The sequence below is a fragment of the Streptomyces rimosus genome, assembly GCF_008704655.1.
GTDB lineage: Bacteria > Actinomycetota > Actinomycetes > Streptomycetales > Streptomycetaceae > Streptomyces > Streptomyces rimosus.
The window spans coordinates 4,140,206-4,154,144 of record NZ_CP023688.1; the positions used below are offsets into that span (position 1 = coordinate 4,140,206).

At 73.5% G+C, this 13,939-nt stretch carries 13 protein-coding genes and 1 pseudogene; 2 read left to right on the plus strand and 12 right to left on the minus strand.

Annotated features, from left to right (window positions below; genetic code table 11):
• Positions 1-140: 140 nt before the first annotated feature.
• From CP984_RS17465 to CP984_RS17480, 4 genes are all read right to left on the minus strand, one after another.
• Positions 141-1,364, minus strand: a complete 1,224-nt coding sequence (locus CP984_RS17465; protein ID WP_003983022.1) for a sensor histidine kinase — start codon at positions 1,362-1,364, stop codon at positions 141-143.
• Entirely contained in the window at positions 1,358-2,056 is a 699-nt protein-coding gene (locus CP984_RS17470; RefSeq protein WP_003983021.1) for a response regulator, read from the minus strand. The genes CP984_RS17465 and CP984_RS17470 overlap by 7 nt, the downstream gene beginning before the upstream one ends.
• A gap of 93 nt (positions 2,057-2,149) precedes the next feature.
• Positions 2,150-3,043, minus strand: a complete 894-nt coding sequence (locus tag CP984_RS17475; RefSeq protein ID WP_003983020.1) for a glycerophosphodiester phosphodiesterase — start codon at positions 3,041-3,043, stop codon at positions 2,150-2,152.
• A gap of 179 nt (positions 3,044-3,222) precedes the next feature.
• Positions 3,223-4,122 (minus strand): MBL fold metallo-hydrolase, encoded by a 900-nt coding sequence (locus CP984_RS17480; RefSeq protein ID WP_003983018.1) that lies wholly within the window; start codon positions 4,120-4,122, stop codon positions 3,223-3,225.
• Between the two features lie 184 nt (positions 4,123-4,306).
• On the opposite strand from CP984_RS17480, the gene CP984_RS17485 reads away from it, so the two are divergent.
• Both CP984_RS17485 and CP984_RS17490 read left to right on the plus strand, forming a co-directional pair.
• Positions 4,307-4,540: a hypothetical protein gene (locus CP984_RS17485; protein ID WP_003983017.1), complete on the plus strand. Its 234-nt coding sequence runs from the start codon at positions 4,307-4,309 to the stop codon at positions 4,538-4,540.
• The gene (locus tag CP984_RS17490; RefSeq protein ID WP_003983016.1) at positions 4,537-5,964 is read left to right on the plus strand and encodes an Asp-tRNA(Asn)/Glu-tRNA(Gln) amidotransferase GatCAB subunit A; all 1,428 of its coding nucleotides are present in this window, start codon (positions 4,537-4,539) and stop codon (positions 5,962-5,964) included. Before CP984_RS17485 ends, CP984_RS17490 begins: the two co-directional genes overlap by 4 nt.
• A 3-nt stretch (positions 5,965-5,967) precedes the next feature.
• Here the strand turns inward: CP984_RS17490 and CP984_RS17495 are convergent, their stop codons facing one another.
• The 8 genes and pseudogenes from CP984_RS17495 to CP984_RS42060 all read right to left on the minus strand — a co-directional run.
• The gene (locus CP984_RS17495) at positions 5,968-6,492 is read right to left on the minus strand and encodes a TetR/AcrR family transcriptional regulator (RefSeq protein ID WP_003983015.1); all 525 of its coding nucleotides are present in this window, start codon (positions 6,490-6,492) and stop codon (positions 5,968-5,970) included.
• 130 nt (positions 6,493-6,622) lie between these two features.
• Positions 6,623-7,447 carry an NAD(P)-binding domain-containing protein gene (locus CP984_RS17500; RefSeq protein ID WP_003983014.1) on the minus strand — a complete coding sequence of 275 codons (825 nt, stop codon included), beginning with the start codon at positions 7,445-7,447 and terminating at the stop codon, positions 6,623-6,625.
• A gap of 111 nt (positions 7,448-7,558) precedes the next feature.
• The gene (locus CP984_RS41275; RefSeq protein ID WP_156100259.1) at positions 7,559-7,726 is read right to left on the minus strand and encodes a hypothetical protein; all 168 of its coding nucleotides are present in this window, start codon (positions 7,724-7,726) and stop codon (positions 7,559-7,561) included.
• Between the two features lie 82 nt (positions 7,727-7,808).
• Entirely contained in the window at positions 7,809-8,831 is a 1,023-nt protein-coding gene (locus CP984_RS17505) for an SAM-dependent methyltransferase (RefSeq protein ID WP_003983013.1), read from the minus strand.
• Between the two features lie 77 nt (positions 8,832-8,908).
• Positions 8,909-9,676, minus strand: a complete 768-nt coding sequence (locus CP984_RS17510; protein ID WP_030185141.1) for a thioesterase II family protein — start codon at positions 9,674-9,676, stop codon at positions 8,909-8,911.
• Between the two features lie 86 nt (positions 9,677-9,762).
• Positions 9,763-9,981, minus strand: a complete 219-nt coding sequence (locus tag CP984_RS17515) for an MbtH family protein (RefSeq protein ID WP_003983011.1) — start codon at positions 9,979-9,981, stop codon at positions 9,763-9,765.
• Positions 9,982-10,039: 58 nt separating this feature from the next.
• Entirely contained in the window at positions 10,040-12,553 is a 2,514-nt protein-coding gene (locus tag CP984_RS17520; protein ID WP_226048819.1) for an amino acid adenylation domain-containing protein, read from the minus strand.
• Between the two features lie 75 nt (positions 12,554-12,628).
• Positions 12,629-13,927: pseudogene (locus tag CP984_RS42060) on the minus strand (condensation domain-containing protein); the annotation flags it as partial.
• Positions 13,928-13,939: the final 12 nt, after the last annotated feature.

The following is a 13,939-nucleotide window of genomic DNA, read 5'->3' on the forward strand; positions in this document are numbered from 1 at the left end:
CGGGAATGGGTGCACCTCCGAGGATCGGCGGCTCGCGCCCGTGCCACATCTGCCGTTCGGCAGATATCGCGTGGCTTTGTCGCGCGGCTGTATTGCCCGGCTGTGCGGAGCGTTACGGTCCGGGCCCCGGGCGTCCCGTTTCAGGTCGCCGGGAGTACGGCGTGCACCCGCCAGCCGTCCCCGTGCCGTCCGTACGCCAGCGTGCCGCCGAGCGCTTCGACGCGCGCGGTGAGGGCGGCGAGACCGGTGCCGCCGCCGTGCCGCGGGAGGCCCAGCGGCCCTGCCGGGCGGCCGCCGCCGTCGTCGGTGACCGTCACCGCGACCCGGCGGCCGTCCCCCGGCCCGTCACCGGCAGGAGCGCCCGCGACCTCGACGCTCACGCGTTCCGCACCGGCCGCGTGCCGCCGGATGTTGGTGAGCGCTTCCAGTACGACCCGGTGGACGGCGTCCTCGGTGGCGCGGGGCAGGGTGCCGGACAGGGCGTCGTCGAGGTCGAGCGCCGTCCGGACGCCGGTCGCGCCGAACCGTTCGACCATCTCGGCCAGGTCCGCCAGCCCGTACAGGCGGGTCGGCGGAAGCTCGCCCGCGTCGCCGTACGCCTCGGGAGGCTGCGGGCTGTCGGCCACCGCATGCCCCTCCGGGTCGCGCAGCGTCCGTACCGTACGGTCCATCGAGTCCAGCGCGCGCAGGCCCGCGTCCTCCAGCCGGGCCAGCAGCTCCGCCGTCTGCTCCCGGTCGTACTCGGCGACCCGGGCGGCCTGCACCTCCAGCACGATGCCGGTGATCTCGTGCGCCACGAAGTCGTGCAGGTCACCGGCGACTTCGAGGCGCTGTTCGCGACGGGCCTGCGCCACCGCGCGGTGTCGCCGATCTTCCTGGGCCCGCAGGTACAGCGCGAGGCCGCCGACGCCCACCGTGACGAACAGGGCCGGCGCGCTCACCAGGACGGCCGCACCGCCCTTCACGGGCGGATCGGCGTGCAGGAACCGCAGCGGCAGCAGGATGAACGCCAGCGCCGCCAGGAACCCGCCCACGGCGGCCTGCCGGGCCGGTGCGCGGCGGATCTGCCGCGCGGCCAGTACGAGCAGCGCCGGGGCCTCGGCGAACTCCCACAGGGCCGCGTAGCTCTTCGGGCCCCGGTAGACCAGGTCGACGGCGAGGGACAGCACGGCGGCGGTGATCACGGCGGCGCCGAGGGTGATCCTGCCCCACGGCCAGCGCATCGGCGCGGCGAACGCGGCCACGACCGCGGGCAGCGCCGCGATCAGCGCTTCGAGCGGCGCCCCGCCCCTGACCAGCGGCACCGGCAGGAGCAGGCACAGCGCCCCGGCAGCGGACCACCCCAGCCGCCGCCCCGTCACCACCGCGGGACCTCCCGCCCCGCGTAGCCCATCTCCCAGGCGTGCACCGCGATGCCGACCCGGTTCCGTACGCCCAGCTTGCGCTGGATGCTGGCGACGTGGGTCTTGACCGTGCCGGGCGAGATGAACAGTTCGCGGGCGATGTCGGCGTTGGTCAGGCCCGCCGCCACCTGCCCGGCGATCTCGGTCTCGCGCTCGGTCAGCGCCTCCAGGGCGCGGGGCGCGGCGGGCCGGGAGCCGGTGACGTGCTTGAGCAGCCGGACCGTGATCGAGGGGCTGATCAGGCTGTCCCCGGCGACCGCGGCACGCACGGCTTCGATCAGCAGCGCCGGGCCCGAACGCTTCAGCAGGAAGCCGCAGGCGCCGTGCCGCAGCGCGGGATACACGTATTCGTCCAGGTCGAAGGTGGTCACGACGACGACCCTGACCTTGGGCAGCGGATCGGCCGTACCGCCCGCCGGGCCGGAGTCCGTACCCGTACCGGCCAGCCTGCGGGTGACCTCCAGGCCGTCCATCCGCGGCATGCGGATGTCCACGAGGGCCACGTCGGGCCGCAGGGCGCGGGCCGCCTCCAGGGCCGCCACCCCGTCCGCCGCCTCGCCCACCACCTCGATGTCCGGTTGGCTCTCCAGTATCCGCCGCAGCCCCCGGCGGACCATCTCCTGATCGTCCGCGATCAGCACCCGAATCGTCACGACCGGTCATCCTGCCATGACGGCTCCGGGCGGGCCGGGGCGGCCGGACCACGACCCGGGCGGCCCGGGAGCCGCCCGTACCGGCGGCCGCGCCTAGACGATGACCCCGTCCAGGCCGTAAGCGGCGGCGATCCGGTGGTAGTTCCGCGGCGGTACGTCCCATGCGAAGACCTCCAGCCGGTCGCCGTGCGCACCGTGCAGCCGGTGGACGGCGGACACGTACTGGGCGTTCACCTTGGACAGCTGGGGGTTGATCTGGTCCACGTAACGCGCGTACGAAGCCAGGGAGTTCACCGGCGGGTTGCCGAGGAAACCCGTGCGCACCTGGGGGACGAGGTTGTGCACCGTGCGGACGCTGTTCGCGCTGAAGCTCTGCACCACCAGCCTGCGGCGCACATGGGAGCGGTCGAGCCAGCCCGCGCCCGCGAGTTCCCTGACGATGCGGGACTCGATGCCGGGGTACTGCTGCGGGTTCTTGATCTCCAGCAGCAGCCGCAGATCGCGGTCCTCCATGCGCCGCAGGAACTCCTTGAGCGTCGGCACCCGTTCGCGCGCGAAGCGCTTGCCGTACCAGCTCCCGGCGTCCAGCCGCGCGATCTCGGCGGCCGTGAAGTCCCGTACCCGCCAGGGGGAGCGGTCGGGGTACAGCTGCTCGACGTTGGTGGTGCGGGCCAGCGTGGCGTCGTGCATCACCACGAGCTGCCCGTCCCGGGTCCGCTGTACGTCGTTCTCCACCCACTCGAAGCCCTGGCGCTCCGCCGCGTCCACCGCGGCGAGGGTGTTCTCCGGCGCCACCTGGGAGGCGCCGCGGTGCGCCACGACGACCGGTCCGCCGAACCAGGGGAACCGCACGGCGTCGGCCAGCGGGGCCGCCACCCGGCCTACCGTCGAACTGGCGTTCGCCATCGCCGTACTCACCGGGGCCAGGGCCGCGAGCAGCAGTGCGCATCCGGTGGCCGCCACGACACGGAACGATCTCTGGTTCATCGGGGGGCCTCCCGGGCGCACAACCGCAGACGGCAACGCCTGCGACGGACAGCAACGACTGTGGCAGCCTTGCCCCGATATGCCCTTAAGCATTCAAAAATGCCGCCATGCGGGGCGCGCACTCCGGGTAGTGCACGCCCCGGCGCGCGGGGCGCCCACCGGCCGCGGAGGAGGCCGCCTCACCCCTCGTCGGCCACCAGCCGGTACGCCCCCTCCCCCGCACCGCCCCGCCGCACCAGCCCGCCGGTCGGCGCCGGGAAGTGGCTGCCGAGCAGCAGGGCTCCGGTGCGCGCCACCTCGTCGAGGAGGCGGCGACGGGTCCGTACGGCCTCCTCCGGGTCGATGTCCACGCTGCTGCACAGGTCGGGGTGGGCGAGTTGGACGGGATGGTGCACGCAGTCGCCGGTGATGAGGGCCGACCGCCCGTCGCTGCGCAGGGCGACCGCGCTCTGGCCGGGCGTGTGGCCGGGGGCCGGGACGAGGGTGAGCCCCGGGATGATCTCGACACCCGGCCCGGCAACGTCGATCAGGTCCAACTGGCCGTTCTCCCGTACGGGTTCGACCGAGTCGCGGAACATCTGGCGGCGGCTCTCCTCCATCTCGACGCCGGACCAGTAGGCGTACTCGGCGCGCGCCGTGAGGTACCGGGCGCGGGGGAACGTCGGGCGCCAGCTGCCGTCGGGGGCGAGGCGGGTGTTCCAGCCGACGTGGTCGGCGTGGAGGTGCGTGAGGATCACGTGGTCGACGCTCTCCGGCGGGAAGCCGGCGGCGGCCAGCCGGTCGAGGTAGGGCGTGTCGAGCTGGTGCCAGGCCGGGTTGGCGCGCGTCTTGCCGTTGCCGATGCCGGTGTCGACCAGCACGCGCCGGCCGCCGATCTCCAGCGCGAAGGTCTGCACGGCGGCGCGCAGGGTGCCGTCGGGGCGCGCGAACGACGGCGCGAGCCAGGGCACCTCGGTGACGAGCCCGGACGTCGCGTCCGGGAGCAGCCAGGCACCGGTCTCGGGCGGCAGCGCCACCTCGTCGATGCGGTGGACGACGATGTCGCCGATGTGCCAGGGGGATGCGGGGTGGACGGTCATGGAGACCTCCGTACGGGTGGGGGCGGGAAGGGGACGGAGACGGGGCCGGGATCGCGCAACTGAAGAGCCGTAAAAGCTAAGCATTTGCGTTTGGCGAGCCTAGCCCCCTACGCTCACCAAACGCAAAGCCTTTGCTTTAACGCGTCCCTCAGAGCTGCCCCCGCCCACTCCCACGGAGACCCCCGTGCCCTCTCCCGCCCACCCCCCGCTTCCCCCGCTCCCGCCCGACCACCTCGCCCACCTGGCCCGACGCGCCGGACTGCCGCTTCCGTCCGACCGCCTGGCCGGTGTCGCGGCGACCGTGCACGCCATCGACACGGTTCTCGGCTCGCTGCGCGACATACCGCTGGGCGAGACCCCGCCCGCGCCCTCCTTCACCGCCGTACCCGGCGGCTCCCCCTCCCGGAGGACCTCATGAGCCACACCGAGCCCTACCGCCTCTCGCTCACCGAAGCCGCCCGCCTCATCGCGGACCGCGCCCTGTCCCCCGTCGAACTCACCACCTCCGTCCTCGACCGGGCCGAAGCCGTGGAGCCGAAGCTCGGGGCCTATGTGTCGGTGGCCCGCGAGGCCGCGCTGCGGTCCGCCGCAGAGGCCGAGCGGGAGATCGCCGCCGGACGGCCGCGGGGGCCGCTGCACGGCGTTCCGGTGGCGCTGAAGGACCTGATCGACGTCGCGGGCGTACCGACCACGGCCAGTTCCCGGGTGCGCGCGGACCACGTACCGGACGCGGACGCCGCCGTGACGGAGCGGCTGCGCGCGGCCGGCGCGGTGCTGACCGGCAAGACCCACACCCACGAGTTCGCGTACGGACTGACCACCCCGCAGACCCGCAACGCCTGGTCGCCCGAGCACATACCCGGCGGCTCCAGCGGCGGTTCGGCGGCGGCCGTCGCCGCCGGTACGGCCACCTTCGCCCTCGGTACGGACACCGGCGGCTCGATCCGCGTCCCCGCCGCCCTCAACCACGTCGTCGGTCTGAAGCCGACGTACGGCCTGGTGCCCCGGCACGGCGTGACGTCCCTGTCGTGGTCGCTGGACCATGTGGGCCCGCTGACCCGTACGGCGGCCGACGCGGCCCTGGTCCTCCAGGCCCTCGCCGGACACGACCCGCGCGACCCGGCGTCCCTCGCCCACCCGCCCGAGGACTACACGCGGGCTCTCGGCGCACCGATCGCCGGACTGCGTATCGGCATCCCCGCCAACTACTACTTCGAGCGCGTACAGCCCCAGGTTGCGGCCGCGGTCCGCACCGCCGTCGACGCGCTCACCGCGCTCGGCGCCACCGCCGTGCCCGTGCGCGTACCGATGACGGAGTACGTGCACGCCTCCCAGTGGGGCCTGATGGTGCCGGAAGCCACGGCGTACCACCAGGACATGCTGCGGGCCTCGCCCGGCCTGTACGCCGACGACGTGCGCATCCTCCTGGAGGCGGGCGAATTCGTCCCGGCCACCGACTACATCCGCGCCCAGCGCACCCGGACGCTCATGCACCAGCGGTGGCTGGCGCTCTTCGACGGGACGGATGGCGCGGAGGGCGCCGGTGGTATCGATGTACTCGCGGCTCCGGCCGTCCCCGCCACCGCCGCCCGCGCCGGGCAGTCGGAGTTCATCTGGCCCGACGGCTCGACCGAGTCGGTCTCCGACGCGTACGTACGGCTCTCCGCCCCCGCCAACCTGACCGGCTTCCCGGCGCTTTCCGTGCCCGTCGGCCGCGACGACGAGGGCCTGCCGATCGGTATGCAGCTGATCGGCCGTCCGCTGGCCGAAGCCACCCTGCTCCGGCTGGCGCACGCCTACGAGAGCGCCCACCGGCCGGCGCCGGAACTCGCGCCGCTGTAGCCGTCAGGCGGGCAGCAGCCGCTCCACCAGGCTCCGGGCGTAGTCCACCGCGCCCGGGCCGGTCTCCGGCCCCGGCCGGAACAGGATGCGGTACATCATCGGCGCCACGAGGTGATCCATGACCTCCTCCAGCTCCGGCACCGCCTCGTCCCGCGCCAGCGCCCGGTCCAGGACGGTGCGCACCTGCTCGGCGGCGTACCCGGAACACTGCCCGGCGTTGCTGCCGTCCGGGTCACCGGCCAGCGCGTCACGGATGTACGCGCGGCCGGCCGCGGACGCCATCTCCTCAAGGAACTGCTCGGCCCAGGCCCCCAGGTCGGCTCGCAGCGAGCCGTGATCCTCCGGCGGCCCCTCCGGCCGCAGCCGCTCCACCGCCACGTCCGACAGCAGTTCGTGCAGGTCACCCCACCGCCGGTACACGGTGGACGGCGTGACTTCGGCCCGCGCCGCGATGGCCGGCACGGTCAGCCCCTCCCGCCCCCGCTCGGCGGTCAGCTCCCGCACGGCCCGGTGCACCGACTCCTGCACCCGCGCACTGCGGCCTCCGGGGCGGGCGGATTTACGGGGACTGCCCTTGGCGCCCGCCGTCCCGGCCCCGGATGCGGCCTCCGCGCTCTTCCTGGCATTCACCGGCCCAGCTTAACGCGAAATATTTGCGTCAAGACGGCCCGACATCCGCTGCCCGGCTCCCCGCCAAGTGCGCGAGCAGACCATCGAGCGCCTCCCTGAGCGCCCCCGCGTTCTTCTCGTCGAACCAGGTCGTGCGGATGCGCTCGTTGCTCCCGTTCGGCGTCTCGTGGTCCGCCACGAGACGGGGCAGCGGCCGGGAGCCGTCACCCAGGGACCGTCCGACGTCCTGGAACAGACTGCGGAGGTACTGGTCCGCGGTCTCGGCCGGGACGCCGTGGCCCGTGGCCCATTCGGTCAGCGTGGCGAGGTACTGGTAGTGGCTGGTGATGGTTCCCGTAAGGGCGGAGAAGACGTTGAACGACGCCTCGTCCGCCAGTGGCAGCGCGCCGCCGAGCGTGCCGAAGAGCGCTGCGGCAGCGGGGTGGTCCGGGCAGATGACGGTGACCGAGGTGCGGCTGCGTACGGCGGGGAGCGGGATCGCCCGTACGACCGGCGCCTCGGTGCCGAGGGTGCGGCGTACCTCGTCGATCGCCACTCCGGCCAGCACGCTGACCACGACCCGGTCCGCGGGGACCGTGAGTCCGGGGAGGGCTTCGGCGCGCTGGTCGGGGCGGACGGCGATGACGATCAGCCCGGCGCGGTCGATCACGTCCTGGTTGCCGGAGCAGACGCGCGCGGTGGGGTAGCGGGCGGCCAGTTCGGCGGCCGTGTCCGCTCCCCTGGGGGAGAGGAAGATTTCCGGCGGGGCCTCGTTCCCCTCGCACAGGCCCTCCACCATGGCGCGGGCTATCTCGCCCACGCCGATGATCCCGATGCGCTCCGTCACGGCGGTGTCCTTCGCTCGGTTGACCATGAATGTTCGTCCTTCTCATGAGGGCGGTGATCCGGCCGGACCGCCGAGCGGCGGGGCGAAGAGCGCGGCGTCCCGTACGGCGGGGTCGGGGAACCGGGTGTCCGGCGGGGATCACCACCGTGCCGCCGGGCGTGCGCGGCCCTTCCGCGCGATGCCGGTGGCCGGCTGCCCGTGGGTGTGCCGGTCGAAGGAGAAGCGCCGAAGGCGCGCGGCGAGCGGTTCCGCCGGTCCGCTCCCGGCGGCGGTCCATGACCGGGCGTGCTCCCCCTCGGTGACCATGCGGGCATGGTCACAGACGGGCGGGCGGTGGCGTATGGCCTGGCTCACAGCGGCCGTACGGTCGCGATACGGCCTTTGCCCCTCAGCGCAGCCGCGCGACGACCGTGACCTCGTGGCGGTTGTGGTGCAGCTGGCGGGCGTGCAGGATCTCGTACTTCTTGCGCAGCCGGGCCAGGCATTTGTGCACGACCTCGACCACGTTGCCGTGAGCCAGCTTCAGGGTGACGACGGCCGTGCCGCCGGGGCGCAGCCGTTGTGCGGCGGTGAGCATGGTGTCGCAGGTCAGGCGGGGGTCCATCTTCATGTCGTTGACGACGACGTCGAAGCGCGTCTGGTTGGACGCGAAGAAGTTGCCGGCCGTCGTCCTGGCGTGGTGGACGCCGGGGTCGGCGAGCAGCCGGGGGTCGATGTCGCCGGGGTCCACGGCCCACACCTTCAGGCCGTGGGTGCGCAGGATGCGGGTCCAGCCGCCCGGGCTGGCGCCGAGGTCGGCGGCCACTCCGGAGCGGGGGAGGCCGAGGCCGAAGACCTTGATCGCCTCTTCCAGCTTGAACTCCGCCCGCGAGATGGTGTCGGGGCCGCGCGAGAGCCGGACCCGGCCGCCCGGCCAGTCCGAGAGGCTGTCGGTGGGGTTCCCGATCCCGAGCAGGACGCCCGAACGGGTGATGCACGCCGACAGGACCGCGGGCGCGCCGGAGCGCACGACCTCGAAGCCCTGCTTCTCCAGGGCGTCGGCCAGGCCGCGGAACAGCTGCGCCGAGCCGTATTCGGCGGGGTTCTGGCCGCTCACCCATGCCTGGACGGCCAGCGGTCCCGAGGGAAGGTCCTCGGGGAGGGCGGCGAGCGCGCGCCGCGTCACGGCGTCGAGGTCCCGCGCCTCGTCGACGGGCACCCGGGCGATCTCGGCGGTCAGGTGCTTGACGAAGGACACCGGCCGGGTCCGGCACAGCTCGGACACGTCCCGCAGCGTGGCGTCGGGCAGGGTCAGCGCGCCGACGTCCGGGCCGAGGCGCTCGACGGCCGCGCGCTTGCCCCAGACGTCCGTCAACTCCCGCCGCGCTGCGGGAAGATACTCCTCCGAGGTGGAGAATATGCTGGTGGGCATCGCGTCGTCGCTTTCGAAGGGTCTTCGTCCGGGCAGGCTGGGCCCGGGGCAGTTTACCGAAGCACCGGTCCGCGCCTTCACATACGCGTAGCGTCCCAAAGGGGCACCCGGTCCGCGATCGCCGCGAGCAGCTCGGCCTGCCGGTCCCGGAGGTAGAAGTGGCCTCCGTCGAACCGTACGCACTCCGTGTCCGCGGTGGTGGCCCCGGCCCAGGCGGCCGCGTCCGCCGGGTCCACATACGGGTCCGCTTCTCCGTACAGCACGGTGACGGGGCAGGTCAGCGCGGTGCCGGTACGCGGCCGGTAGGCGTCCACGGCCCGGTAGTCGCCGCGCATGCCGGGCAGCAGCAGCTCCAGGAGCTCGGGGTGCTCGGTGATCGCGTCGGCGGTGCCGCCCATCTCCCGCAGTTCCCGTACGAGGGTGTCGTCGGAGGCGTCGCCCAGCCCGCCCGGGGGCCGTCGTCCGGGCGCGTTCTGAGCGGACGCGAACAGGCGCGCCGGTGTCCGGCCGGCCCGCTGCATGCGCAGCGCGACCTCGTAGGCGACCAGAGCCCCCATGCTGTGCCCGAACAGGACGCAGGGCCGGTCGGCGGTCCGCAGCAGGTCTTCGGCCGCCAGGTCGGCGAGCCGGTGGAGGTCGTCCACGGGGTCTTCCGGCAGGCGGTCCTCACGGGCCGGGTACTGGGCCACCAGGACCTCGATACGGGCGGGAAGGGCGCGGGCCCAGTCCCGGTAATAGCTCGCGGCTCCCCCGGCGTGCGGAAAACACACGGCCTGGATATCGGCATCCGGCCTCGGGGTGTAGCGGCGGAACCAGGTGGAGTGCGCGACTGATCGGGCGTGCAAAGCGGGTGGGTCCCTTTTCTCGTGGGGGCTGGGTTTCCGGCGGGCGGCTTTGTGTGTGCCGCCCGCCGGTCACGAATACGAGAGGGTCAGGCCGCCTCGCCGTCCATGGCGTCGGCGAGGCTCTTCGGGCGCATGTCCGTCCACGTCTCGTTCACGTAGTCCACGCACGCCTGGTGGCTCTCCTCGCCGAAGCGGATCTCCCAGCCGTCGGGGATCTCCGCGAAAGCGGGCCACAGGGAGTGCTGGTTCTCCGCGTTGACCAGGACGTAGTAGGTGCCCTCGGGGTTCTCGAACGGGTTCTGCACGGTGAGCTCCTTGCTCTGGGGACTGCTCTGGGATTGCTTCGGGATTTACCGGGTGTTCTCAGGTGAGTTTCTCGGACAGGACAGCGGTGATCTTCGTGAGCGCCGACCGCTGTTCGAGCATGTCGGAATGGGCGCAGTCGACGGGGTGTATCTCGATATGCCCTTCGGTGTACGGCGCCCACGATTCGGGACGCAGGTCGGCGGCCTGATCCTCGGTGGCCCGGAAGAACACCGGGTCGCCGTGGAAGACGGCAGGGCGGAATTCCCTGCTCGCCCGCACGCCCCGGCCGATGATCCGGCCGATGGCCAGCAGGCGTTCCGTACCCAGTGCCGCGTAAGTGATCGGGTCGTCCGCCAGGAGCCGGGCCAATTCCTCCGGAGTGGGGGCCGTGCCGCCGAATTCGGCGGGGTCGATTCCGAGGAATTCCAGCAGGGCCGTCTGCTCCTCCTCCTGGTCGGTGGTGGACGGGGCCGCCCCCGGCACCGGCGGGTAGCTGTCCAGCAGGGCCAGCAGCGCGACCTCCTCGCCGTCCTCCTGGAGCCGGGTGGCCATGGCGTGCGCGATCAGCCCGCCGAAGGACCAGCCGAGCAGGTGGTACGGGCCGGTGGGCTGTACGTCGCGCAGCCGCGTCACGTACGCGCGGGCCATCTCCTCGATCGTGTCCGGCAGGCCGGTCTCGCCGTCCCCGTCCATGCCGTCGGCCTGGAGCGCGTAGACCGGCCGGTCCGGGTCGAGGCCGCGCAGCAGGCCGAAGTAGTCCCAGCCCAGACCGCCCACGGGGTGCACGCAGAACAGCGGGGCGCGGTCGCCGCCGGTCCGCAGGGGCAGCAGCGGCTCGAACCCGCCGGGCCCGCCGTCCAGGCCGGATTCCGCGAGCCCGGCCACCGTCGGGTGCTCGAAGAGGCTGCGCAGCGGGAGCCGTACGCCGAGCGTGCGTTCGACGCCGTTGACCACCTGGAGCACCAGCAGCGAGTGGCCGCCCAGCTCGAAGAAGTTGTCGTCGGCGGTCACCGTGTCGACGCCGAGCGCTTCCGCGAAGACCTCGCACAGGGCGCGTTCGACGGGGGTGCGCGGGGCCCGGCCGCCCGAGGAGGCGTAGGCCGGTGCGGGCAGGGCCTTCACGTCCACCTTGCCGCGGGAGGTGACCGGCAGCGCGGGCAGCGCGACGAAGGCCGCGGGAACCATGTAGTCGGGCAGCCGCTCGGCGGCGAGTTCCCGCAGGTCGGCAGTGTCGGCGGCGCCCACGAGGTAGGCGACGACGCGCCGGTCCCCCGGCACGTCCTCGCGGACCGTCACCTTGACCTGCTCGACCGAGGGGTGCCCGGCGAGCACGGTCTCGATCTCGCCCGGCTCGATGCGGAAGCCGCGCACCTTCACCTGGTCGTCGGCCCGCCCGACGAACTCCAGCTCGCCCCGGGCGTTCCACCGCACCACGTCGCCGGTGTTGTACATCCGCGACCCGGGCGGGCCGTACGGGTCGGCGACGAAGCGCTGGGCGGTGAGCCCGGGGCGGTTCCCGTAGCCCCGGGCCAGCCCGGCGCCCGCGACGTGGAGCACTCCGGGCACGCCCGGCGGGACCAGCCGCAGGGACGGGTCGAGGACGTACAGGCGGGTGTTCACGACGGGCCCGCCGATGGGGACCGTGTCGCGGGGGCCCGGCGCGCAGACCGCGATGCTGGCGTCCACGGTGGTCTCGGTCGGACCGTAGGAGTTGATCACGCGGTGGTGTGCGGCCCAGCGCTCCACCAGGCCGGGCCCGGACGCCTCACCGGCGACGATCACCGTACGGCCGGCCGGCAGCCGTGCCGGGTCCAGCCGGGCGAGCACCGCGGGCGGGATCGTCGCGTGGGTGACGCCCTGCTCGGTGAGCAGGCGGACCAGCGGCTCCCCCGGGCCGCGCTCGTCGTCGGCCGCGACCACCAGGGCCGCGCCGGTGAGCAGGCCCATGGTGATCTCCCACACCGAGGTGTCGAAGGAGACCGCCGCGAACTGGAGCACCCGGCTGCCCGCACCGGCCGCCGGCCACCGGCGGTGGGTGGCCACCAGCGAGGAGATGCCCGCGTGGGAGACGACCACGCCCTTGGGGCGGCCGGTGGAACCGGAGGTGTAGATCGTGTAGGCCGCGTGCGACGGCAGCAGCGCGGCGCTCCGCTCGGCGTCACCGATGTCGTGCGACGGCTGCTCCGCCAGGTCCGGTTCCCGCTCGTCGAGGAGTACGACGGGGAGCGAGCGGCCTGCCGTGTCCAGCACCCCGCTGACCTCGGCGAGGCTGACGGCGAGCCGTGGCGCGGTGTCCCGCAGGATGAAGTCGATCCGCTCCTGCGGATAGGTGAGATCCAGCGGGAGGTAGGCGGCGCCGGTCTTCAGCACCGCCAGCAGGGCCACGAACAGGTCGGTGCCGCGCGGCAGCGCCAGGGCGACGAACTGCTCCGGGCCGGCTCCCCGTGCGATCAGCAGCCGGGCCAGGCGGTTGGCGCGGGCGTTCAGCTCGCCGTACGACAGCGTGTCGCGGCCCGCGCCGTCGCGGGCCGGCGCGACGAGCGCCGGGGCGTCCGGGTCCGCTGCCACCACGCTCTCGAACAGCTCCGGGAACGTCGTGGGTACGGCGCCCGCGTCAATGTGCTGCCCCTGGTCGAGCAGGCGTGCCGTCTCCGGCCCGGACAGCAGGTCGATCTCGCCGACCGGCCGCGCCGGGTCCGCGGTCACCGCGGTGAGCACGCGGGTCAGCCGGTCGGCCAGCGACCGGGCCGTGGACTCCTCGAAGAGGTCGGTGGCGTATTCGAGTTCGCCGTCGATGCCGGACGGCTCGCCACCGGGCTCGTAGCTCTCCGCGAGGTTGAAGGTGAGGTCGAACTTGGCCGCGACGTTGTCCACGGAGTACGGCTCGGCCTCGACGCCCGGCCAGTCGGCCGCCGGGCGCGCGGGGCCGCCGTTCTCCATGGCCAGCATGACCTGGAAGAGCGGGTGGCGCGCCATGGACCGGGCCGGTTGCAGCACTTCCACCAGCCGCTCGAAGGGCACGTCCTGGTGGGCGTAGGCGGCGAGGCCGGTCTCCCGTACGCGGTGCAGCAGTTCGGCGAAGGACGGGTTGCCGGTCAGGTCGGTGCGCATGACCAGGGTGTTGACGAAGAACCCGACGAGGTCGTCCAGGGCCTGGTCGGTGCGGCCCGCGACGGGGCTGCCGATCGGCACGTCCTCCCCCGCGCCCAGCCGCGACAGCATCGTGGCCAGCGCCGCCTGGACGACCATGAACACGGTCGCGTCGTGCGCCCGCGCCAGCTCGGCCAGCTTGCCGTGCAGCGCGGCGTCGAGGTGTACGGCGACGCTGCCGCCCCGGTGGCTGCTGACCGCCGGGCGGGGCCGGTCGAAGGGCAGGTCCAGCTCTTCGGGCAGGCCGGCCAGGGCGCGCCGCCAGTAGGCGACCTGCTCGCTGATCGGGCTGTCCGGGTCCTGTTCGTCGCCGAGCACCCGCCGCTGCCACAGCGTGTAGTCCGCGTACTGCACCGGGAGCGGCGCGAACGACGGCTCCGTACCGGCGGCCCGTGCCGCGTAGGCGACTTGCAGGTCGGCGGCCAGCGGCGCCAGGGACTGGCCGTCACCGGCGATGTGGTGCAGTACGAGGGCGAGGACCGCTTCGCCGTCGGCCACCGGGAACAGCGCGGCGCGCAGCGGTATTTCGGCGGTCAGGTCGAAGGCGTGGTCCACGAACCGGTCGACGGCCGCGGGCAGTTCCTCCTCCGTGGTACGGGCGGCCTGCCAGCCGGGCACGTCGTCCACGACACGGACGACCTGCTGGGGAGCCCCGTCCACCTCGGGGAAGACCGTACGCAGGCTCTCGTGCCGGTCCAGTACGTCCACCAGGGCCGCGCGCAGGGCCGCCGGGTCGAGGCTGCCGCGCAGGCGCACCACGAGCGGCAGGTTGTAGGTGGCGTTCGGGCCTTCGAGGCGGTTGAGGAA

What these genes read in the sequence shown, in the direction of transcription:
- CP984_RS17475 (WP_003983020.1), bottom strand. Translation starts at nt 3,043, where the DNA reads ATGAACCAGAGATCGTTCCGTGTCGTGGCGGCCACCGGATGCGCACTG.
- CP984_RS17505 (WP_003983013.1), bottom strand. Translation starts at nt 8,831, where the DNA reads ATGCCCACCAGCATATTCTCCACCTCGGAGGAGTATCTTCCCGCAGCG.
- CP984_RS41275 (WP_156100259.1), bottom strand. Translation starts at nt 7,726, where the DNA reads ATGGTCACCGAGGGGGAGCACGCCCGGTCATGGACCGCCGCCGGGAGC.
- CP984_RS17490 (WP_003983016.1), top strand. Translation starts at nt 4,537, where the DNA reads ATGAGCCACACCGAGCCCTACCGCCTCTCGCTCACCGAAGCCGCCCGC.
- CP984_RS17480 (WP_003983018.1), bottom strand. Translation starts at nt 4,122, where the DNA reads ATGACCGTCCACCCCGCATCCCCCTGGCACATCGGCGACATCGTCGTC.
- CP984_RS17500 (WP_003983014.1), bottom strand. Translation starts at nt 7,447, where the DNA reads ATGGTCAACCGAGCGAAGGACACCGCCGTGACGGAGCGCATCGGGATC.